Origin of the sequence: Variovorax paradoxus (assembly GCF_022009635.1) — a bacterium.
Classification (GTDB): Bacteria; Pseudomonadota; Gammaproteobacteria; order Burkholderiales; family Burkholderiaceae_C; genus Variovorax.
The window spans coordinates 7694534-7717249 of record NZ_CP091716.1; the positions used below are offsets into that span (position 1 = coordinate 7694534).

19 protein-coding genes are annotated in these 22716 nt (G+C 62.2%); 5 read left to right on the forward strand and 14 right to left on the reverse strand.

All coding sequences use genetic code 11. From position 1 onward, the window contains the following. Positions 1-10: 10 nt before the first annotated feature. The 3 genes from L3V85_RS35915 to L3V85_RS35925 all read right to left on the reverse strand — a co-directional run bounded on the left by L3V85_RS35915 (position 11) and on the right by L3V85_RS35925 (position 2831). On the reverse strand, positions 11-442 hold the full coding sequence (locus L3V85_RS35915; RefSeq protein ID WP_125953066.1) for a bacteriohemerythrin: 432 nt from the start codon (positions 440-442) through the stop codon (positions 11-13). A gap of 237 nt (positions 443-679) precedes the next feature. Then, the gene (locus L3V85_RS35920; protein WP_237677304.1) at positions 680-1873 is read right to left on the reverse strand and encodes an MFS transporter; all 1194 of its coding nucleotides are present in this window, start codon (positions 1871-1873) and stop codon (positions 680-682) included. A gap of 10 nt (positions 1874-1883) precedes the next feature. Continuing rightward, positions 1884-2831 (reverse strand): PDR/VanB family oxidoreductase, encoded by a 948-nt coding sequence (locus tag L3V85_RS35925; protein ID WP_125953034.1) that lies wholly within the window; start codon positions 2829-2831, stop codon positions 1884-1886. Between the two features lie 391 nt (positions 2832-3222). Here L3V85_RS35925 and L3V85_RS35930 point away from each other — a divergent pair, with 391 nt between their 5' ends. Together L3V85_RS35930 and L3V85_RS35935 are read left to right on the forward strand one after the other, a co-directional pair. Beyond that, positions 3223-3804: a TetR family transcriptional regulator gene (locus tag L3V85_RS35930; RefSeq protein ID WP_164546980.1), complete on the forward strand. Its 582-nt coding sequence runs from the start codon at positions 3223-3225 to the stop codon at positions 3802-3804. 63 nt (positions 3805-3867) lie between these two features. Then, the gene (locus L3V85_RS35935; protein WP_125953041.1) at positions 3868-4329 is read left to right on the forward strand and encodes a MarR family winged helix-turn-helix transcriptional regulator; all 462 of its coding nucleotides are present in this window, start codon (positions 3868-3870) and stop codon (positions 4327-4329) included. 4 nt (positions 4330-4333) lie between these two features. Here the strand turns inward: L3V85_RS35935 and L3V85_RS35940 are convergent, their stop codons facing one another. The 4 genes from L3V85_RS35940 to L3V85_RS35955 form a co-directional block, all read right to left on the reverse strand. Further along, on the reverse strand, positions 4334-5368 hold the full coding sequence (locus L3V85_RS35940; RefSeq protein WP_237677305.1) for a Bug family tripartite tricarboxylate transporter substrate binding protein: 1035 nt from the start codon (positions 5366-5368) through the stop codon (positions 4334-4336). 70 nt (positions 5369-5438) lie between these two features. Beyond that, a complete protein-coding gene (locus L3V85_RS35945) occupies positions 5439-6716 on the reverse strand; it encodes a Rieske 2Fe-2S domain-containing protein (RefSeq protein ID WP_125953043.1) in 1278 nt (425 codons plus the stop codon). 129 nt (positions 6717-6845) lie between these two features. Continuing rightward, entirely contained in the window at positions 6846-7622 is a 777-nt protein-coding gene (locus L3V85_RS35950; protein WP_125953044.1) for an IclR family transcriptional regulator domain-containing protein, read from the reverse strand. Between the two features lie 261 nt (positions 7623-7883). After that, complete coding sequence (locus L3V85_RS35955; protein WP_164546981.1) at positions 7884-8642, reverse strand: IclR family transcriptional regulator; 759 nt, start codon at positions 8640-8642, stop codon at positions 7884-7886. 211 nt (positions 8643-8853) lie between these two features. Between L3V85_RS35955 and L3V85_RS35960 the strand changes: the two genes are divergently transcribed. From L3V85_RS35960 to L3V85_RS35970, 3 genes are all read left to right on the forward strand, one after another. Further along, positions 8854-9825, forward strand: a complete 972-nt coding sequence (locus tag L3V85_RS35960) for a Bug family tripartite tricarboxylate transporter substrate binding protein (protein ID WP_164546982.1) — start codon at positions 8854-8856, stop codon at positions 9823-9825. A 185-nt stretch (positions 9826-10010) separates the two neighbouring features. Then, positions 10011-10985, forward strand: a complete 975-nt coding sequence (locus L3V85_RS35965; protein WP_237677306.1) for a tripartite tricarboxylate transporter substrate binding protein — start codon at positions 10011-10013, stop codon at positions 10983-10985. Between the two features lie 118 nt (positions 10986-11103). Further along, entirely contained in the window at positions 11104-12918 is a 1815-nt protein-coding gene (locus L3V85_RS35970; RefSeq protein ID WP_237677307.1) for a glutamine--tRNA ligase/YqeY domain fusion protein, read from the forward strand. A gap of 5 nt (positions 12919-12923) precedes the next feature. Here the strand turns inward: L3V85_RS35970 and L3V85_RS35975 are convergent, their stop codons facing one another. From L3V85_RS35975 to L3V85_RS36005, 7 genes are all read right to left on the reverse strand, one after another. Beyond that, on the reverse strand, positions 12924-13466 hold the full coding sequence (locus L3V85_RS35975; protein ID WP_237677308.1) for a substrate binding domain-containing protein: 543 nt from the start codon (positions 13464-13466) through the stop codon (positions 12924-12926). Between the two features lie 187 nt (positions 13467-13653). Further along, complete coding sequence (locus L3V85_RS35980; RefSeq protein ID WP_003049965.1) at positions 13654-16569, reverse strand: Tn3-like element IS1071 family transposase; 2916 nt, start codon at positions 16567-16569, stop codon at positions 13654-13656. Between the two features lie 242 nt (positions 16570-16811). Further along, positions 16812-17618: an enoyl-CoA hydratase gene (locus tag L3V85_RS35985; protein WP_237677309.1), complete on the reverse strand. Its 807-nt coding sequence runs from the start codon at positions 17616-17618 to the stop codon at positions 16812-16814. Further along, positions 17615-18817, reverse strand: a complete 1203-nt coding sequence (locus tag L3V85_RS35990) for a CaiB/BaiF CoA transferase family protein (RefSeq protein ID WP_237677310.1) — start codon at positions 18815-18817, stop codon at positions 17615-17617. The genes L3V85_RS35985 and L3V85_RS35990 overlap by 4 nt, the downstream gene beginning before the upstream one ends. 51 nt (positions 18818-18868) lie before the next feature. Then, the gene (locus tag L3V85_RS35995) at positions 18869-19930 is read right to left on the reverse strand and encodes an ABC transporter ATP-binding protein (RefSeq protein WP_237677311.1); all 1062 of its coding nucleotides are present in this window, start codon (positions 19928-19930) and stop codon (positions 18869-18871) included. A gap of 12 nt (positions 19931-19942) precedes the next feature. After that, positions 19943-21634: an ABC transporter permease gene (locus L3V85_RS36000; protein WP_237677312.1), complete on the reverse strand. Its 1692-nt coding sequence runs from the start codon at positions 21632-21634 to the stop codon at positions 19943-19945. Between the two features lie 22 nt (positions 21635-21656). Continuing rightward, on the reverse strand, positions 21657-22706 hold the full coding sequence (locus tag L3V85_RS36005) for an ABC transporter substrate-binding protein (RefSeq protein ID WP_237677313.1): 1050 nt from the start codon (positions 22704-22706) through the stop codon (positions 21657-21659). Positions 22707-22716: the final 10 nt, after the last annotated feature.

A 22716-nucleotide genomic window follows, 5' to 3' on the forward strand; every position in this document is an offset into this window, starting at 1 on the left:
GGGAAGTGGGCTAAGTGCCCGGCCTCCGCGCGATCTTCACTGGCGCGCCGCCGAAACGCTGCTTAGACCGATGCGACGCCACACCGGCGTCCATTTCATGAACATGCCCCGGCAGCCACACGAGCAATTCGGTCGCGAGGCGATTGATGAGCAGTGCCTTCTTCTCTGCCGCGACATCGACCTGAGTCAGCACCACCATCACCTCGTCAAGTGAGTTCAACACCGCCGCATGTTCGTCCAAGTGGCACTTGGCGTTGCCATCCGCCATGGCCCTTAGCTCAATGTCTTCCAGAGCGAAATGCCTTGAGGCGTGCTCGCGCACCGCTTCGAGACGGCGAGACACTTCATCTAAGGGTGCATCGCGGAGTTGGAGAACAAGGTCCTCAAGTCTCAGATGGTCCTCATCGAGCACGGAGTCGCCAAGCGTCAGCGGATGATTCATAGCGAATGTCTGTTAGGTAGTCGGAATCAATTGTCGCCCAGCCTCGGGGACGTATTTGCGGACGCACTAGGTCTCACCCGGCCGCTCAGATGTTTCCTGGACGATCCCGCCTGAGTCATTTTGGATCTGCCGAATTTCCATGCATCGGGGTTCCACCGCCAGTGACTCGCAAGGCTGGCATCTTCTCGTCCCTCGTGCGACAAGGCAGTCGCGAATCGTCGAAACTGAACCCCATTTTCATTCATAGCGCGACGACTTCGGCCAGCGCAACTTCGTCGATCCTCGCAGGAACATCGCCACCAATCCCAAGGCAGGACCAAGCGCAAGCCAGGTCACGGCCGCTTCTCCTTTTGAGCCGAACAGCTCAGTGACCAGGCTGATCGACATGATGCTGATGGCAAAGCCGATCGCGTTTTGCACCGCCAGCGCGCTGCCTATCAGATCTGCGGAGCAGGCCTGGCTCGAGAGACTGGAGAACTGCGCCGAGTCCGCCACAACTGTGGCGCCCCAGAACACAAGCACTGCTAGCCGCAGGAAGTCTGGCCAAGCCGCGGTGAAAGGATAGATCACGCAAATCGTTCCGGAAGCGGACAGTGCGACTGCGGCGACGGGCGCGCTGCCAAAGCGACGCGCCAACCTGCCTGCGACCAAGCTGCCGACGAAACCAGCTGCGATCACGCCAAAGTTGGCGGCGGGGCCTAGAGAGGCTGGCATCAGTGGCGCGACCAAAAAAGGAACAAGCGTCCAAAAGGCGTACAACTCCCACATATGTCCGAAGTATCCGAACGCGGCCGAGCGGAAGGCGGGCACTCGGAATGCCTGCAGCACACTGCCCAATCTGGGATGAACGCCGACGGTGTTTAATCTGGCATCGGGACCATCCCCGGTGACCAAAACGAGGATGGCTCCGACGACAGACAGCAGCGAGGCAGCCGCGACGGTGGAGTGCCAGTCTAGTCCGGGGGCCCAGGCACGTAGCCCGTACGGAAAGGCTGTTCCTAGCACCAGCATGCCTACCAGCACTGCGAGCGTGTCCGCAGTCCGGCCCCGATTCCACCCGACCACCAGCTTCATGCCCAGGGGGTAAATTCCCGCAAGCGCCACACCATCCGCGAAGCGCAGCGCGAGCGACGGAGCGAAGCCGAAGCCGCCGAATGCGAACAGTGCGTTAGCGAGGGCGCCAAGCAACCCGGAAACGAAGAAGATGCGGCTGGCAGGCACCCTGTCGGCCAGATTCGAGAGCGCGAAGGCTAGGGTCCCGAAGATGAAGCCGCCCTGCACAGCCGACGTCAGGGCCCCGACGGAAGAAGGGGGCAGCCCCCAACCCCGCAGAAGTTCGGCTGCGGCGCCATTGGCACTGAACCAGAGCGATGTACAGAACAACTCGGCCACGGCAATGATTCCGATGGCAGCCGCAGCAGGGATGGACACAGGCGAGGGTTCAGAGGTCCAGAGTCAAGCGGTCGTCGCGAGCCCGTGAAACGCAGACCATCATGGTGTCACCCCGCTCCTTCTCCGCCTCGGACAGAATGGAATCCCGGTGGTCGATTCGGCCGGCGCATACCCGCGTTTCACAAGAGCCGCACACCCCTTGCCGGCACGAGGTCGGTACGAATACCCCGCGCGCGTCGAGCACATCGGCGATGCTTTGGCCCGGACCGATCTCGAGCGTAACGCCGCTTCTGGCCAGCACCACAGAGAATCGTCTGTTCTCACCTTGAAGAGCCGCAGGTGCAGCTGAGAAGCGTTCGAAATGCGGCGCCGGGCGCCCTAGCCGTTCACTTTCCGCTTGGACGGCGGCAATGAGTCCCTCGGGCCCACAGCAGTACACCTCCGCGGCGGCCGCTGTCTCCGCGAGGAGCTTGCCCACGGGAAGTCGGCAAGCTTCGTCCGCCGGGAACACACGGACTCGGCCGGCGCGATCTTCGAGCTCGTCCATGAACGCCATACCGGCGCGGCTCCTTCCGCAGTAGGCAAGCTGCCAAGGCGTACCTATGGAGTCCGCAGCTTCGATCATGGCCCGGATAGGCGTGATGCCGATACCGCCAGCGACGAACAGGTAGCCCGGAGCGGGTTGAAGCGGGAAGTGATTGCGCGGAAGACCGACACGGACGCGGTCACCGGGCCGCAGTGCACGATGAACGTGGCGTGAAACGCCTCGCCCCTCTGGCCGATGCAGCACGGCAACTTGCCACCTTCGGGCCCCGAGCGGACCGCACAGCGAGTACTGCGCAGTACCAATACCTTCGAAGACCAGGTCCACGTGCGCGCCTGCGCTCCACGGCGGTAGATCACCGCCGTCCGGGTGTTCGAGTGTGAGGGACAGGATCCCATCCGCCAGGCGCTCCATCGCGCGGACCCGCAGGTCGATTCCAGCTTCGACTGGCATCAAGCAGCCTTCTCGGTGGCGCCTCGCTCGGATCGAGCAGCATCAAGGCTCTCGTGTTCAAGCAGTTGTCGGTACTCGTCCTCCGAGACGAGCAATTGGAGTGAGAACCTAGCGAGGAACTGGAATGGGCGGGCCATGAGCGATCTCCTGAAAGGACGAATATTGGTAGTCGTCTCTAACAATAATATTTCGGGCCGATCGACCCACATACTAGTAGATACCCTCGGTTTTAACGCCTCTATGGGCCGTCTTATGTGGTTATTCACTTACACTGCAATAAACAGGAGGACCCTTGGCTAAGAGTCAACGAGCGACCCCGTCTCGCCCGGCAGCCGATGCGCTTGGGCAGCGTGCAGTGGGCCGTCCGCCCAACGGAACTCGCGAGGCAATCGTGGACGCCGCTGTCCAGGAGTTCGCGCAGGAAGGTCTCGGCGGTGCTCGCATTGAGCGCATCAGTAAACGGGCGGAGACCAGCGATCGCATGCTGTACTACCACTTCGACAGCAAAGAAAGTCTCTATTTGGCCGCCCTGGAAAAAGTTCATGACGACATGCTCTTGGCCGAGGGGCGGATCAACCTGAAGCAGCTCGACCCGAGAGAGGGTCTTAAGCGGCTGATCGCCTTTATCTGGCGCTACTTCCAGGAACACCCGGAATTCATCAGCCTTGTGAACGCAGAGAACATGTACGGAGCGCGCCACGTGAAGCAGTCCGAGCGCATTAGGCAGAGTGCAGTCCCGCAACTGAAGATCGTCGAAGACTTGCTGGCGCGAGGCGTGGCCGAAGGGCATTTCCGCCGCGACGTGACGGTAATGGAACTGCACCTCACCATTGTCTCGCTCTGCTATTACTACCTGTCCAACGCAGCGACGATGTCCAACTTCTTGGATTTCGACATGAAGCAGCAAGACGCGCGCGATGCCTGGCTGACGCATATAACCCGTGTCGTATCGGATTTTCTTGTGCAAAGATAAGCGCCGACCTTGCAGTGGGTCGATAGTGGATTCCGGGCCTTGTTCGATACGTACAATCCATGCATGTCCAAGGCTGCTCGTGTCTCTCTTGAAAACCGGATCTCCTATCGATGCCTTTCGATTGCCGCCCGGATTACCCGCCATCTTTCGCCTGCGTGGAAGGCGGAATTCGGCCTGACCGTGATCAGTTGGCGAGTCATGGCGGTCATTGGCCGGTTCGCGCCTGTCTCGGCCAAGCAGGTCGCAGCGCGCACAAGCACGGACGCATTCTTCGTGGCCCGCGCCATTGATAAGTTGGTCGAGCAAGGTTATGTGCAGAAGGACGTGGACCACGAAGACAGGAGGCGCTTGCGACTCAGCCTTACACCCTCAGGAAAAAAGGTTCACCGGCAGGTGGAGGACATGATCAATGCTGTGGAAGCAGAGCTCTTGGCCGGGATACCCTCAGACGAATCAGCGATCTTCTTTCGCGTGATGTCGGTGCTGGAGGATCGGACCGGAGCTCTGGCATCCATACCGTCATGATTTCTCAGTTGCCCAGCGTGATGCCTGCCTTCTGAATCACGGAACCCCAGCGCTTGAACTCCGACTTCAGGTAGGAGTCGAACTGCTCGGGACTTGATCCGCGGCTTTCTACGCCCAGCTCAGTGAGCTTCTCCTGCACATCGCGTTGCGCGAGCACGTGACGCATTTCTTCCGACAGCTTTCTGCGGAATTCAAGCTTTGTTCCTGCCGGAGCGAGAACTGCAAACCAGGGTCCTGAAACGATCTCCGGGTAGCCTGCCTCGGCAAATGTCGGAACTTCCGGCAATACCGAACTTCGCTTGGCGGACGCCACTGCAATCGGCCGCAGCTGACCTGAACGGATTCGCGGCAACAGATTGATGGTGTCCGCGATCATCATCCCCACCCGCCCGGCAAGAACGTCCGTAAGAGCCGGTGGAAAGCCCTGGTACGCGACGTGCGTCAGGTTGATTCCGGTTTGCTGGTTGATTAGCTCGCCGGTAACATGGCCGGTCGTTCCGACGCCTTGGGTACCGAAGGTCATCTTGTCCGGATTCGCTTTGGCGAATCCGCGCAGCTCCGAGAAGTTGGCGACGGGAAACGCCTGGTTCGTGACCAACACGTTCGGCGCCTCGGCCACCACCGTTACGGGCGCGAAAGCGGCTTCCGCGTTGTACGGGAGCCGCTTCATGAGGAATGGATTGAGGACCAATGGCCCCTGTGCGGTGAACAAGAACGTGTATCCGTCAGCGGGAGCCCTTGCGACAAAATCGGCACCGACCGTGCCTCCGGCGCCCGTGCGGTTTTCGACCACGATCGACTGCCCTAGTCTCGTTTCGAGATGCCGCCCCATCAAGCGCGCGAGAACATCGATGGAGCCACCCGCTGCGAAGGGCACGACAAAGCGAATGGGCTTCGAGGGCCAGACGTCCTTGCCTTGGGCTTGGGCGTCCATGGCGCCGCAGGTTGCCATCAATACGGCCGCGATGCTGATGATCCTTCCGAACTTCGTAATCACTTTCACTGTAATGTCCTTCAGGGTTGGATTGATCTGTCCCACTCACCGCCGGCGAGTCGCCCGACACCATGCTCGTCTGAGACGCAGGGGTCAGAGTGCTCGCTGAAGGGCGTCAGGCAGACGGTACGGTGGCCGGGTGACTGCCCGCCTGTTCCGCGGTCACGTCCTTCGGGAGCAGCATGGCCACGGCCCTGCGTCTGTAGAGGTCGCCACGGGCAGCCGCCACGGGAACGATTCCTTCACTGGCGAACTTCTTTGCCGACTCGATCAGACGACGCCTGCATCTGACGATTGCGGTGTCCGAGGTACCGAGGTGCTCTTTCGTGCGATCAGCGATAGCGCCCTGACTCTCCTGCACGGCGAGGTCCTGCAGCTGCGCGCTCGGAATACCGGTAAATGAGCCACTCCTCTGCAGGGTTCGGTCCATCAGGTAGTCATTCGCACGGTTGCCCTCCGGGATGTAGGTTCCCGGCAGCAGCTTCGCGTAGTCAAGTGTTCCGTGCCTGTACTCGGCAAGTTCCTCGCTGCTGAGAGGACGACCGGCGTGGTATCGCACGCGATACCACCAGCAGTTCTCGTCGTCGATGGGAATGAACAGATTTGCCCTGCAGACCAGGTCGTCTCCGGTGGGTACCAGGACGCTCGTGGGCATCAGCCACTGCGTGATGCGCCAATAGTAGGCGTCCGGTGATCCCTCGCGGCGTGCCGAGATTCTCATTCCGTACTCGGTGTCTTCGCAAAAGAACCTGGGCGCACCGTCTGCATCGCCGAATTCCTGCAGCTCGCCCACCCCGAACACATCCTTTTCCATCGGCCCGATCGACCGGTGGAGAAAGGTCAAATGGGCCGTATCGATGCTGCCTTCCAGTGCCTGCTGGTAGTTGCATTTCATCAGACACTTGGAGGCATACACGTTCGCTGCGGGCAGGCCCATGAACTCCATCTGTGGAAGGGGAGGAATCGATTCCACGGGCCCGAGATATGCCCAGACGATCCCACCAGCCTCATGCACTGAGTAGGCCTTGGCTCGGACGTTCGGGTTGCATCGCATCGGGCTTTCGGAGGGCTCGCTGGGCATGTCCAGCACCTCCCCCGTCACGCTGAATTTCCAGCCGTGGTAGACGCATCGGAGTCCCCCCTCCTCATTTCGTCCGAAGTAGAGGTCGGCCAGACGATGCGGGCAGTGTGAGTCCAGCAGCCCCACCCGCCCGGCCGAATCACGGAAGGCCACAAAGTCCTCTCCCATCAAACGCACACGCACGGGGGGGCAATCGGGTCCGGACAGTTCTTCGGACAGAAGAGCCGGTTGCCAAAAGTGTCGGAAGAGCCCTCCCATGGCGGTACCAGGGCCGACGCGGGTGAGGATCTGATTGTTCTCGGAAGTCAACATGCTCTATCTCCGTCGAGTAATACTAGCTAGCTATTCGCTATTATTAATGCGACGAACAGGAGCTGTCAACGCCAGCGAGCGAAAATATGCGCCGCGTGGCGCATGGTTTCACTTGCCACCGGGCTAGTACTAAGAGCAGGCTCCGAACAGGCTACGCTGCAGCGTGTCACGAGCTTGCATGAGCACGGGAAGCAGGGTGCGCGTGAACTCGGTCATGGACATCCGCTCTGCCCCGACCGATATGCTCAGCCCGGCGATGAACTTGCCGTCCTGGCCGCATACAGGCACAGCAATGGATCGAACGCCCAGTTCGAGTTCCCCATCGGCACCCGTCCAGCCGTCGCGGCGGCACCGATCAACTTTCTCAAGCACTGCGGCAAGTTCGTAGATCGTCTTTGGCGTCAGAGGCCCGCGCCGCATGTCGCCTATTCGCCGTGCGGCCTCGGTCTGCGGAAGGTTTGCCAAGGCCACGCGCCCGAGGGAGGAACAGTAGGCGGGCAAGCGAGAACCTATCCCCAGGCCCGTGGAGAGGCTGCGGCGCGCAGTGGAGCGCGCGATGATGATCACGTCATCATCCTGCAGCTTGCCCAAGGACGCCGACTGCCGCGTGCGCTCCGAGAGCGCATCGAGCAGCGGTTGGGCCAACTGGGGGGTGGGGCGGGATGCGAGGTAGGCATGCGCCACCAGCAAAACCCGGGGCCCCAGCCAGAACCGCCGCCCATCACTCTCCAAAAAGTCCAAAGCGTGCAGCGTAAGCAGTGAACGACGAGCGGATGCTGGCGAGCTTCCAGTCAACCGCGCCACCTCGGACAAAGTGAGCTTGGCGTTCTGTCTGTTGAAGCAGGTCAGCACGTCCAATCCCTTCTCCAGGGATGCCACGAAATCTTTGCTCTGTCTGAAGGCCATGCGCCAATTATTGTGCGAGGAGTAAGTAGCTGCTACCCGGCTTCACCGTCGAACCCAATCAGGAAGACGGGAGACGCACGGGCGCTCTCTCTCAGAATTCACGGCCGCACAGTCGCCGCCGTTCGGCATCTCGTCGCGGACCTGGCATGCCACAGGTTTAGTGCGGCGGTTCACCCGCGGTGGTGTTCCCCGTGGGCAGGGCGGCTAGCGCCACAGTGCTTCGTCAGCGACGTGTTCGTACCTGGTCCGGCAGCCACTTACTCATTCGGAAGCCGCACGCTGGGTCATCTGGGCGAAGTTTTCGCATGCGTGCGTCAGGGCCGTCACGAGTGCCTGCCTTTCGCGGTGCATGATCGCGGTGCTGCTGCCGATGCACAGGGCGAGCAGCGGCTGGCGAGGAATGACCGGGAGCGCCGCGGCGATCGAGCAGTGCCCGGGCGACGGAAACTCGTGCGACTCGGCCCACCCCCGCGCCTCGGAGACGCGTATCTGCTCCAGCAACGATTGCGGGTGCACGCGGTTCCTCGAGACCGGATCGACCGCATTGGCATGCCGCGCGATGCGCAGGATCATTGCGTCGCTTTCACGTGAGAGGAGGACTTTCCCCATCGACGACAGACACACGGCCGCGAGGGTGCCGGTGCGAACCGGCAGGGCGTCAGCCCTCGTGCCGCGCAGCGCGATGATGGAGCGCACGTGGATGCCTTGACGCAGTCCGACCATCACGGTCTGGCCGGTCGAGCGCCGCAGTGCGTCCAGGGCCGAGACCAGGCTGCCCTCGCCGAAAAGCTCGTCCTGGATCCAGCTCCCAAGTAGCATCACGCGCACAGTGGGCCGGAAGGTGCGGTCGTCCGCGTCGTAGGTCAGGTACCCGAGCGTCTCAAGGGAACTCAGAAGCATCGACGTGCTCGATTGCGGAAAGGCGAGCTGACGACTCACTTCGGCAACGGTGGCGGGATCGCGGGTGGCGGCGAAGTATTCGAGCACCTCCAGCACGCGCTGGGCTGATTTGACCGTCACAAGCACACCCTCCTTCACTGCAAAGCATCACATTCATGATTACATGGGCCGCGCCGCGGCACCTACGATCCGTTCGTGAAGGCCGACAACAAAAAAGGGGATATTCGATGCTCTTGAACTGCCATCGACCCGCGCACCGGATGGCGCCAACTGACGAGAACCATATGGCGGAAATCACATGCTTGATGGCGCTGCAACCTGCACCCCGCCTATGCTGGCCAGCATGAAACGTAGGCATTTCTTGAGCGCCGGTGCCGCCAGCATGGTGGGCGTCGGAGCATGGGCCGACGCCCAGCCGCCCATTCGCCTCCTCGCGGGATTCCAGGCAGGTGGCTCCACGGACATGCTGGCACGGATCGTCGCGGCCGCGCTGCAGGACGTTCTAGGGCGCTCGGTCATCGTGGACAACAGGCCCGGCGCGGGCGGACGACTGGCGATGGAGCTTGTCCGTGCCTCAAAGCCCGGTGAAGACATTTTCGTGGTGGCGCCGCAAGGCTCACTCACGCTATTCCCGTATGTCTACAAGAACCTGCGATACGACCCTGTCGACGATTTCACTCCCATTTCCCGCCTGATCACCTTCGACTACGCGCTCACCGTCGGACCCGGCACACCGGCACGCAACCTTGCCGAATATGTGAGCTGGGTCGCTGCGCATCCAGCGAACGCGATCTATTCGTCCGCGGGCGCCGGCACTACGCCCCACTTCGTCGGCGTCGCTTTCCATCGAGCGGCCGGTGCACCCGGAGCACACGTTCCCTACAAGGGTTCGGCCCAGGCTCTGCCCGACCTGATCGCGGGCCGTGTTCCCGCGATGGTCGCGACCATGGCCGATTCCCTGCAGCAGCACCGCACGGGGCAACTGCGCATCATCGGCACGGCCGGCGCGGAACGCAGCACGCTCGTGCCGGAGGTACAGACCTTCCAGGAGGCAGGGATTCCCGTGGTTGTCCCGGGGTGGAACGGCCTTTATGGCCCCAAGGGCATCCCTGCGGCCCGGCTCGCTGATCTGAACGCCGCAGTTCAGAAGGCGTTGATGACTCCCCAGGTGATCACGAAACTGCTCGGTCTCGGCATGGTTTCAGCGCCGAGCACATCCTCAGAGCTCGCGGCATTGCAGAAGCAGGAGTTTCTTTTTTGGAACCCCATCGTCAGGAGTTCCGGCTTCAAGCCGGAAGAGTGAGCCGCTTCGGCTCGGGTCTGGTCAAAGGCAGCAACAAGACCGGGTTCCTGCGCAAATGTCCGCTTCGGACATAAAGAGCACGTCTGTTGGTGGCCGGCGCGGCCGGCGGCTGCAGTAAGGCAACGCGGTTCGCTCACAGGACAAGCAGGCCGAACCACCTCACGCAATTCCAGGAGATCACACGGATGCTCACTCGCCGCCAGTTTTCCTCGCTCGTCGTATCGGCCTCGGCCGGTGCGGTTCCTTCTGTATTCGGCGCCGCAGACGCCTTTCCCAGCCGGCCAATCGAATTGATCGTCGGCTACGGCGCAGGTGGCGTGGTCGACATGGTGGGCCGTGCCATTGCACTCCCGCTCGCCAAACTGCTCGGGCAACCTGTCGTCATCACGAATAGACCGGGTGCCGGCGGGACGCTCGGTCCGGCCACGATGGCGGCGAAGGACAAGCCCGACGGCTATACATTGGCCTTCATCGCGATGTCGATTGGGCGGCAGCCCCTGATGCAGAAGACGTCATGGGATCCGCTGAAGGACTTCACGTACATCTCGATGTTGACGGATTTCACGATGGGGATCGCAGTCCCTGCGGACTCACCGTTCAAATCGCTTGCGGACTTGCTTGCGTATGCGAAGGCTCATCCCGGCGAGGTCACTTACGCGGCGCTGGGACCTGGCACGGGTATGCACCTGAGTATGGAGCGCATCGCCCAGCAGGCGCGAGTCTCGCTGAGTTTCGTGCCATTCGCCCGGCCAGCCGACGTGCTGCAGGCCGTCCTCGGCCACCACGTGATGGTGCAGGTTGATGCGAGCTCTTGGGCGCAGCACGTCGACTCGGGCAAGATGCGCCTGCTCGCAATGGGTACCGACGAGCGCTCCAAAAAATGGCCCACGGTTCCGACGCTGCGTGAACTCGGGTTCCACTTCAATATCGACGGGCCTTTCGGGATCGCCGGGCCGGCGGGAATGGACCCGGCCATCGTGCGGAAACTGGACGCAGCCTTCGCCGCTTGCATGCAGGACCAGGGCGTGCTTCGCGCGCTCGACTTCTACGACATGCGCGTCAACTACCTAGGTCCGACGGCTTACCACAGGTACATGGAAGACAAGATCAAGAGTGAGGGCGAGCTGCTGGAGTTTCTGGGCCTTCGCCGGAAAGCGTGATCGGACCCGGCCCAACCCCCCGATCTCGCAGAGCAGGGATAGGACCATCCACCGGCCTGCGCATGCGACTTGACGGTGTCATCATTCTTAGATACCACCCGATGAACCCGCGGAAAGGATGGTGTCTCTGAAGCAGCGCTCACGAACCTCGACTCAGGCAGGTCCACCCGGCAACTTCCTTCGTCAAGCCATCAACCAGGACCTCGAACGTCAAACGTACTCGGCGCGTCGCTGGGGCGGCAGCCCCGGCGACGCCCGCCATCATTCCCTCGGGACCCAGGACTGGGCTCGAATTCGCACGCGCTTTCCGCCGGAACCCAACGGCTACCTGCACATCGGCCATGCGAAGAGCATCAGCGTGAACTTCGGCTTGGCACGGGAATACCAAGGCGCTTGCCACCTCCGGTTCGATGACACGAACCCGGAGAACGAAAACCTCGAGTATGTCGCCGGCATCAAGGACGCCGTACGGTGGCTTGGCTTCGACTGGGAGACGTCAGGCGGCAACCATGTCTACCAGGCCAGCGACTATTTCGATTTCATGTACCGCGCGGCCGAATACCTCATTGACGCAGGCCTCGCCTACGTCGATGAGCAGAGTGTGGAGCAGCTGCGCGCCCATCGCGGGGACTTCGCCAGGCCAGGCGTAGACAGCCCCTTTCGAGACCGCAGTCCCGGCGAAAACCTTCTGCGCTTTCAGGAGATGCGCGCCGGAAAACTGGCCGAAGGGGTTGCGATCCTGCGGGCAAAAATTGACATGGCGAGCCCGAACATAAACCTGCGGGATCCCACCCTCTACCGCATCAAGTACGCGCACCACCATAGCAGCGGCGACAAGTGGTGCATCTATCCGATGTACACCTTCGCGCACCCCATCGAAGATGCCCTGGAGAACATCACGCACAGCATTGCCACGCTGGAATTCGAGGACCAGCGGCCGTTCTACGAGTGGCTGCTCCTGCACTTGGCGCAAGGCGGACTGATCAACACTCCGCCGCCGCGCCAATATGAATTCGCTCGGCTGAACCTAACGCATGTGGTCACCAGCAAACGCAAGCTCAAGCAACTGGTGGACGAGGGACACGTGGACGGCTGGGACGATCCACGGATGCCCACGATCGTCGGGTTGCGGCGCCGCGGCTTCACGCCAAGTGCTCTCCGGCTCTTTGCGGACCGCATCGGGGTGAGCAAGGACTACAGCTGGATCGACTACTCCGTCCTTGAAGGCGCCTTGCGGGACGACCTGGAACCGAAGGCCGCTCGTGCCATGGCGGTGCTGGACCCCGTTCGCCTCATCATCACCAACTGGGACGAGATCATGGGGACAGGGCATCTTGAATCCTGCTCCGCACCCGTCCATCCCCGAGAACCGGAGCGCGGCCAGCGCTCCTTTGCATTCGGCCGTGACCTGTGGATTGAGCGTGGGGATTACTCCGACTCGCCCGGCTCGGATTTTTTTCGCCTGTTTCCCGGGAATACCGTGCGGTTGAAGTTCGGGTACGCCGTGCGATGCACGGGTGCCGTCAGGACGAATGCAGGCGAGGTGGTCGAGGTCCACGCCGAGGTATTGCCGGAGACAAAAAGCGGCTCGGTGGGCGCGGCGGCCATCAAGATCAAAGGCACCATCACCTGGGTGGGTGCATCCGACGGCGTAAAAGCAGAAGTGCGCCTTTATGACCATCTGTTCACCGTTCCCCAACCTGGCGCCGACAGCCATTCCTTCCTGACCGAACTCAATCCCGCTAGTGCCCGTTCCGTTACGGCCTACGTCGAGCCGTCACTTAGCGAGGTCGCGTGTGAGGAGAGTTTCCAATTCGAGCGTCTGGGCTACTTCGTGGCCGACATGGTGGACCACGAGCCAAGCCAAGGCAGATTGGTGTTCAACCGAGTCACGACGCTGAAGGAGACGTTCGGTTTCATCGAGAAGACTTGAACAGTTCAGTCTGGCGGCGCGCTGCCGGGGTTGCCAAACGCCACCGCGGAAGACCCCGCTTTTCCGAGCCGCGGCTGATGCCGCGGGAGTCGTGCGAGTTCAGCCAGCAAAAACTCGGTGAAGGCGCGTGCGGCAGGCTTGGCTTGGCGTCCCACCGCGTAGACCGCATGGAGATCGACTTGGCCTAGATCCCATTCTTCCAGGACCCGCACCAGCACGCCGTCGGCGATCTCCTGGGCGCAACTCCCGGACGTGGAGATCACGATGCCCATCCCCGCCACGGCGGCCGCAATGCGCCCCTCATTCGTCGATACGTTCGCGCGGCAATCAACCTTCACGGACGCGACTTGGCTGCCCTTGCGAAGGGTCAATCCCGCGCCATTGTTCGCAGGGCTGGCGAACACCTGGCAGCTGGCAAGGTCCGCCGGATTTTGCGGAACGCCGGCCTTGGCCAAGTAGCCGGGCGACGCGGCTGCGATCCTGGGCCAGGAGCGCATCTTGCGGGCGACCGCGGAAGAATCCTCCAGCGCGCCGAAGCGCAGGGCCACGTCGATCCCCTGCGAAATCAGGTCCTGCCGGTGATCTTCTAGTTGGGGTCTCCTCGTTTTCAGTGCAATAAGTGACGGTACGAAAAGCTAGCACTGGCGCGGAGGTGGTGTTGGTAGATCGTTGATTTCATTGACTTTCCTGTTCACTTTCAAATCTGCGATTCGTGGCGTCAAACCGTGGTCGGTTTCATCCATTGGTGCCAGTTATCGATGCATTTGGCCGCGAAGGCAGGATTTGGTCAGCATAGCGGTCAACCGGGAAGCGAAACACACCCCGCAAGTTGATGCTCTCCAGCCTGGTGGGCGCAATCTTCCCGATCAGTTCCGGTGGAATGACCTGGCGGCGGTTCGACCAGCGATCCAGGACCGCCTGCATCTGTGAGGTATTCCACGCCATCACGATGTTGGCCATCAGGCTCAACGCATCGGCCACAGCCTGCATTTCATCGACACGTTTGGCCTGCGCCGGGCTGATCCGGCCGGTATAAATGGCGCGCTTGAGGGCGTTAACAGCCTCGCCCCGATTGAGCACCCGGCGCAACTCGTTCCTGAAAGCGTCCTTGACAAAGTAGTCAGCCAAAAACGCCGTACGCAGCAACCGCCCCAATTGCACGCCAGCCTCATAGATTGGATCGCCCTGGGCGGCAGAACCGAACCGCGCAAGAGCTGCCACCGCACTGGCATGTCCGCTCATGACCGAGGCTGCCAGGTGCACCAGACTATCCCAATGCTTTTCGATCAAAGCGACGTCGACATTGGCTTCGCACACCGCAGCGATTTCTGCGGGCACTTTGGTGCCGCGTGGCACAAAGAGGTGGCGCTGTTTGAGTTCCTTCAACCGCGGGCAAAGATCAAAACCAAGCAAACGGGCATGTGACATGGCAAAGTCGGTGTAGCCATGGGTATCCACAGCAAGCTGGCTGGTCTCCAGCTTTTCTTGGCGGATGACACCTTCAATGGCCACGCCCGCCTGGCGCTCATTGAGCACAAAGGGCTGCGCATGGAAGATGCCCCACCGGTCTTTTACATGGGAGTAGATTCCAATGGAAGGTGTGTTGCGCCGAGGATCAAGCCGGGCTTGCCACACCCGTTTGGTGGTCTCCATGCTCATCATGTCAGAAGATGCCAAATCGGACCGCCCCCAGGTGGCGGCAATCGGGTGTCGCTGCATGAATTCCAGCACAGCCTGGCAGGCCTGGCTCAGACGCCGTTCGTCCCGCGCCCAGCGCATGGCCTGGCGAATGCTGGTGGCAGACAATTGCGGAATCATGCGCGCGCATTCGACCGCAGTCAGACTGGTGCCGTGGGCCATGATGCCGGCATAGACCATCAGCAGCTCGTCGGTAGAGCGCGGCTCACGTCCGAGCATGATCCAGCTAAAGCGCACCTGGGCGTCAACGGCCAGAATCACTTCCGGCAATTGAACCTCACCGATGCGGTGATCCAAAGCCGCGCGCAGCTTGGTCACTTCTGGGTCTTCGTCCTCTGCGGGCAATGGCGACAAATGGAGTTCATCATCCACGCGCAGTACGCCACTGCGGGCTGCAGCGGCCACCGCATCGACACCGGCAGTTACTCTGGCCAGCAAAGGCTTCAAGAAAGTGGCAGCCTTGCTGGGTAACGATAGACGGGCATAGTGTTTCTTGGACTCTGCCTGCCAACGCTCGTCCGTGAAGAACAAGCGCGCACGACCCCGAAAGCTCAGGCTGTGCTCAATCCAGACCGAGCCATTGCGCACCGCGCGGCGCAGGGCAAACAGGGTGGCCACCTCCAACGCCTGAAACGCCCGTTCCCGGTCTGGGCTGGAGATCGAAACCTGCCAGATCATTCCCAGACTTGGTGCCACCACTTCAACTGGCAGCTTTCTGGATCCTTTGAGATATAAAGCTTGCAGCTTGGCAAGGTACTCGATGGCAGGATGCTCGCCGGTGGCCTGCCAGGGCAGCTTTGCAATGGCGACGAGCAACGACCGCACGGGGCGAATTCCATCAATCAATCCCTCGCGGACCAGGGAGGCCCTGCTCGGTGGTTTGCGTTTCTGGGTTTCGGTGATCAAGGCTTCAAGACGGGCACGCAACTCAGCATCTGGCACCGCACCTTGCGCGCTCAAGGCAACAAGTTCGCCGAGCAGCGTTTTGTACATTGCGGCCCAATTGACGGTAGCGGGGACATCGGCGGCAGCCTGACGCCACAGATCGGCGATCCGGCGCTGCACCATAAGGATCAACTGGTCTGTGGTGGTGAACAGGCAATACCGAAGAAAGCATGCGACCTCCACGGTGCGCGCTGGCTCTTTGATCTTGGCTCCGGCTGAGGGCGGCCTGGAGACAAGTCGGCGCGCGTAGCGGCGCAAGATGAGATCGGGGATGTCTGCCAGGTGCTTATGAACGTCCAGCGTGTAAAGCAGGTCGATGCGCTCCAGTACCTCGCTGATTTGGCGGGTTGAGTGTTTCGCCGGTGCAGCCCATAGCCAACTCTGCTGGGTTTGTCCATCTGGGCGCAGCTCTGAAACTGAGGCTCGCCAGCGATCAAGTGTTGCTGGATCAACGCTGGCGGCGATGGCGGTGCCTGTTTCAACTTCAAGCTGGGCAAGTGCCGCCGCAATCAGTGTCCGAATTGCCCGCTCGTGCACGATCACCAGCTTGTTCTTGTACAGCCATTGACGCGCCCGCACGAGTAGCTGATCGCGGTCGGCGCAGCGCGCCACTTCGTCGCGCAGTTCACGTACCAGTGAGCGGCGCTGGTGCTCGCTCATCCACTGGAATCCAAGGACCGTGCAGGCTACTTGTTGGTGATCGAATAGCGTGCGCCCGCGTTCATACATGGCTCTCAGCGAGGCGACTTCTGGTGCTGCAATGCCAAGCTCGTTGCCAAGGTGGCGCCACAAGGCTACTGGAATTACCCGAAAGGCACCGAGCAAACGCCCACTCATGCGCAGGAAACCAATATGGAGCGCCAGACCAAGCTTGTGGGAATCACCTCGGCGTGCATTGATTGCGTCGCGCTCGGCACCATCGAAGGTGAAAAATGCCTTCATCTCGAAGTCGCTGATATCGCGGGGGAGCCCACGCATCCCCAAAAACGTTGTGTGCCAACCCTGCATCGTGAACCTCAAAAGTGGGAGGCCACCATACCCGTTTACAAAGCGAACAGGAAAGTCAATGAAATCAACGGTCTACCCAGACCACCCCCGCGCCAGTGCTAGCTTTGCGTACCGTCACTTATTGCACTGAAAACGAGGAGACCCCGTCAGGTCGTCGGGGGTCAAGCGGTTGGCCTGATCGGGGCGCTGCAGTGTGATGGTGGCGACATGACCCGCCAAATGCAGTTGAGGTGTGCTCATGCTCAACGCCCCTGGAACCGCGGAGGACGCTTTTCGAGAAAGGCCGTGCGGCCTTCCCTGTAGTCCTCGCTGTCGAAGCAGCGATCAACGAGCGCGGCGACTTCCGCGTCATCTGTCTTGCTGTATTGCTCGAACAGCCGCACCGCCGCCTTGGCCGCGTGCACCGTAAGCGGCGCATTGCCCGCAATGCGCGCCGCATAGTCACTCACGAACGCCTCGAGTTCAGCCCCATCGACCGAGAAGTTGATCAGGCCGATGCGCAGCGCTTCATCGGCGGCGAGGAAGCGGGCGCTGAACAGGATGTCTTTCGCGGTCGAGGGCCCCACCAGACGCGCCAGCGCCGCGAGGCCTTCGTACTCGTAGCCCAGCCCGAGTTTGGCCGCCGGTATTCCGAAAACAGAACCGGTGGTGGCAATCCGGACATCGGCGGCCAGCGCGATCGCCAGGCCACCGCCGATGCAAAAGCCATCGATCATTGCCACCAGAGGCTTCGTCAGACGCGCCAGCCCGACGTGCGCACGCGCAGCGATGTCGCCGTATGTCTTCTTCTGCGCGGCATTGGCCCGGTGTTCGTCGAACTCGGAGATGTCGGCGCCCGAGACGAACGACTTGCCACCGGCTCCACGCATGATGACGACACGCACATCGCCATCGTCCTGGAGCGACTCGATGGCATCGCCCAGCCCCTGCCACATCGCCAGCGACATCGCGTTGCGGCGCTCGGGATTGTTGAAGGTAATCCAGCCCACGTCATCCTCAACGGTCGCGATGATCTTGGTCGTCTCCAGGGGTAGTGCTCGCGCGTTCATTCGACTGCTCCCGCGCTCTTCATCGTTTCGATCGCATCACGGCTGTAGCCCAGCTCTTCGAGCAGGATGTCGGTCTGCTCGCCGGGATCGGGGGCCGCGTGATGGAAATACTCGGGGTGCGGAAACGCCGAAAGGTTGATCGGTGAACGGATCAGGTTGACCTCGCCAAGCACCGGGTGCTTCGCCGGGCGCGTCATGCGCAGGTGCTTGACCTGCGCATCTTCGAAAGCCTGCCCGATGTTGTAGACCGGACCGCAGGGCACGCCAGCCGGGTTCAGCCGGGCAACGAGTTCCGCGACGGTGAACTTCCGCGTCACTTCATTGACTTCGGTGTCGAGCTGGCGGCGATTTGCAACGCGCGACTCGAACGCCTTGTAGTCGGGGTTGTCGTGGAGCTTCTGCGCACCGAGCGCCTCGCAAAATCCCGCCCACATGTACTGCGTGCTCGCGCAGATGTTGACCTGTCCATCGCTGGCATCGAAGGTGCTCATGGGTACCTGTGTCGGGTGTGCATTGCCTTCCTGCACCGGTATCTCGCCCGCCACCGTGTAGCGCGCACCCTGAAAGTCGAGCTTGTTGAGCATCCCCTCGATCAGGGACGTGTGAACCCATTGCCCCTCCCCCGTGCGCTCGCGATGCAGCAGCGCAAGCAGGATGCCCTGTCCCAGGAACATCCCGGCAGTGGTGTCGGAGATGGCGATGCCGGTGCGCACAGCGCCGCGTCCGGGTTCTCCGGTCACGGAGCTCAAGCCGGACATGCCCTGCACGATCTGGTCGACGCCCGGCCGATCGCTGTAGGGGCCGTCCTGGCCGAAGCCCGAGATGCTTGCGAGGATGATGCGCGGATTGATCTTCCTCAGCTGTTCGTACGTCAGGCCCAGACGCTCCTTGACCACCGAGCGAAAGTTCTCCGCCACCACGTCGCTGCGCGCAATCAGGCGCTTGAGCACGTCCGCTCCTTGCGGCGTCTTGAGGTCGAGGCAAAGACTGCGCTTGTTGCGATGCAGGTTCTGCTCGTCCGAGCCCCGGCGGCGCCCCGTCACGGAACCCCGATCCTTCAACGCCGGCGGTTCTACCCGCGTCACGTCGGCCCCCCAGTCGGCCAGCAGGCGCACGGCCGTCGGGCCGGCGCGCGCAATGGTCAGGTCGAGCACCTTGAAGCCAGAGAGCGGAGGTTGGGGTGATTGGGAAATCGACATGGAAACCTTGTGAAGATGAAGAGAGTTCTTTGAAGAGATGAAGGCGCGGACTCAGCTCACGAGCGCAACGCCGGCCGGGTCGATCGACAGCAGCGATTCGTGTCCGACATCGAGCACGCTGGACGGCGGGGCGTGCACCTTGAGTTCGTCGCCGCCAGCCGTCGGACGCACGAGGTAGTCCCAGTACTCGCCCAGGTAGGTTCTGGCGACGACGGACACCGCCCCCATCGGCAATGCGCCGTTGCCCTGCGGTCCGAGGAACAGCGATTGCGGGCGGATCGAGATGCGCATGTCGGCCGACGCGGCTGCCGCCTGACCGCCCATCGGCAGCACGCCCTCCAACCCGCGCAGCCGGATCTGCCCGTCGCGGACGTGGCCTTCGACGAGGTTGGTCTGCCCGATGAAACCCGCGACGAAGCGCGTGCGGGGACGGTTGTAGAGGTTCCACGGCGTGTCGATCTGTTCGAGCTTGCCGAGGTTGAGCACAGCGATGCGGTCCGAGATCGTCATCGCTTCCGTCTGGTCGTGCGTGACATAGACGGTCGTGAAATTGAACTCGTCGTGCAGCCGGCGGATCTCGCCAGCCATCTCCTCGCGCAGATTCGCGTCGAGGTTCGACAGAGGCTCGTCGAGCAGAAGCACTTCCGGCCGGACCACCATCGCGCGCGCCAGCGCCACGCGCTGCTGCTGGCCACCCGAGAGCTCCGCCGGATATCGCTGCGCGAGTGCTCCGAGCTTCACCACATCCAGCATCTCCTCGACGCGGCGCTTGCTTTCTTCGCCCGGTACACGGCGCACGTTGAGACCGAACGCGACGTTCTCGGCCACCGTCATGTTCGGCCAGATCGCATAGCTCTGGAAGATCATCGACATGCCGCGGTGTTCCGGCGGCACGGTGCGCCCGGCGCCCGAGATCTGCCTGCCGTCGACGGCGATCGAGCCGCCGCTGAGTTCGATGAAGCCCGCGATCATGCGCAGCGTCGTGGTCTTGCCGCAGCCCGAGGGCCCCAGCAGCGTGACGAGTTCGCCCTTCCTCAGCTGCAGGCTCAGGTCGTCGACCACGGCCAGCGCGCCGTATTGCTTGCGGACGTTGTTCAGTTCGAGTTTGGACATCAGAAAAACCTTTCAAGAACGGCGCAACATGAAGTCGCGCCCCGCGATACGCATGCCGATGCCCACCACCAGCGTCACGATCACCACCAGCACCACGCCCATCGCCGCGAGGCTTTCGTAGTTGCCCTGCTCGCTCAGATCGAGCGTGAGCACCGAAACCACACGCGAGGCGGGCCCCGTCAGGAAAACGGCGGTGGAGAGTTCCTTCGTGCAGATCACGAACACCAGGATGAAAGCGCCGACCAACGTCTTGTTGAGCAGCGGCACGACCACCTTGCCCAGTGCGGTGAGGCGCCCGCCGCCAAGGATGCGAACGGCCTCCTCCAGCTCCGGGTTGAGCGAGCGCACCCCGGCGCCGCAGGCCGTGACCGCGATCGGCAGGAAGCGCGTCGTGAAGGCCACCACCACCAGTGCGCCCGTGCCGTACAGCGAGAACGGAGGCCCGGCATACGCGGCGTAGAGCCCGATGGCCAGGATCAACCCCGGCACCGCCACCGGCGCCAGCGCAAGAAACTGAATCAGCGTGGGAAACGGCGTGATGCGTCGCTGTGTCGCGTAGGCCACGCACATCCCCATCGCGACGCAGACCAGTGCGGTGACGGCCGAATAGGTGACGGTGTTCACCAGCGCCGAGCGCACGGTCAACTGCTCGAAGAAGATGTTGTAGAAGTTCGCGAACGTGAGGTTGCCCGCACTGAAGCCGCGCCCCCAGGCCTTCGACAGCGAAGCCAGGACAAGGATGATCAGCGGCATCACCACCGTGAGAAGTGACACCAACGCCGAATAGCCGAGCAGCACCCATTTCCAGGCCCCCACGTCGAACGGCCTTCGCTCGCCGCCCTTGCCGGACACCGACACGAACCCCTTGCGGGCGAGCAGGCGGCGCTGCAGGTACAGCATCACCACGGTCAACGCGAGGATCGGCATCGAGAACGCCGCAGCCTGCTCGACCTTGAGCGGGTACTCGAAGAACGACACGATCTGCGTCGTCGCGAGATTCAGGCCCGCGGGAATCGCGATGAGCGCGGGCGTACCGTACAGCGCGACCGATTCGAGAAAGATCAGGATCGCGGCGCCGACGATGGAAGGCAGCACCAGCGGCAGTGTCACGCGCGTCAGCGTGCGCAGCTTGCCCGCGCCATGAATCGATGCCGCGTCTTCCAACTCGGTGGACACCAGGTCCAGCGCCGACTTGGTGAACACGTAGATGAGCGGATAGGTGTACAGCGCGATGACGAAGGCCAGTCCCCAGAAGCTGAAGATGTTGAACGGCCCCCTGTCCGTGCCCAATACCTCCGACCAGAGCCTGTTGAGCCATCCCGCGTTGGGGCCTGCCAGCAGGATCCAGGCGATGGCGCCTAGGAAGTTCGGCATGACGAACGCAGCCAGCACGCTCACATGCGTGAAGCCGCGCGCTGGCATGTTCGTGCGCGAGACGGCCAGTGCGAGCGGCACGCCGAGCGCGATCGCAATGGCTGTCACCGCAACGCCAAGGTAGAACGAATTGAGCAGCGCCTGGAGGTTGCGGCTGCGGCCCAGGGCGGCGGCATAGCTGCTGAACGACAGCGTGCCGTCCGCCGTGTGAAAGCTGTCCCAGATCAACCGCAGGATCGGGTTCGCCACGAGCAGGATGAGCAGAAGGATCAGTGTGCCGAACAGCCAGACTGCCGGATCGCCCATCCGGTTCGGGATGCGAGCGCGCATCGGCGGCGCGATTGTGACGGCCTCAGACACCGAACGCGTCTTTCCACAGGTCGATCACTTCAGGCAGCTGATCGACGGACTCCTTAGCCGTCGGCTGCAGCACGGTCTTGACATCGCCCAGGCCAAGCACGCCAGGCAGCGGTCTGGCGCCGGCGCGTCGAGGGATGCCATACAGCTGCGTGGTGATTCGATCCGCATCCTCGCTCACCAGCATCCATTCCATGAACAGCTTGGATGCGTTCGGATGCGGTGCATTGGCCATGATGGCCGACGGGGAAACGATCAGTACTGGCCCCTCCTTCGGCGCCGAGACGGCCAGCGGATTGCCCTTGGAGGCCGTCAGGGCTGCCAGATTGACAGGCCCCGCCGAGATCGAACGCTCGCCCGAGTTGACCGTCGTGACGGTGTCGATGATCGAGCGCCCGACTTGCGGCTTGTTCAGCGCAAGCTTCTTGAACCAGCCGTCCCCGTAGAGCTTGCGCATCTCGATGCACCAAGTGCCGACGGCGCCACTGAAGCCCGGGTGGCCCACCGAAGCCAGGCCGCGCCACTTCGGATCGGCGAGATCCATCCAGCTGGTCGGCGCTTCTGCCGCCTTGACCTTGTTCGAGTTGTAGACCAGTCCGACCATGAAGGCACTGGCGGCGTGGTAGTAGCCATCCGCATCGAGGTTCTGCAGGCGACTGTCCATCAGCGCCGCCGATGCGGGCGTGTACTTTGTCAGCAGCTTGCGAGCCTTCAGATCAACATAGTGGCCGATGTCGGTCGACGAAAACACATCGCAGTTCGCGGTACGCGCCTTCAGGTCCTGGTTCAGGCGCTGGAACGCCACCTGCGCGGTGGTCCGCACCACGTTCACCTTGACGCCCGGGTAGCGAGCCGTGAACGCACGCGCCATGGTCTCCGCGTCCTCCGACGGCAGGAAAACGATGTACCAGGTCAGCTCGCGTTCCTTCTTCGCGGCCTCGTACAGCGAGGCGAGATTCGCGGGCTGTGGTTGCTGGGCGTGTGCCCATGGTGCGGTCATTGCCGATGCGGCTAGCGCGCTGAACTGTCTTCTGGTGAGGGTCATGTGTTTGTCT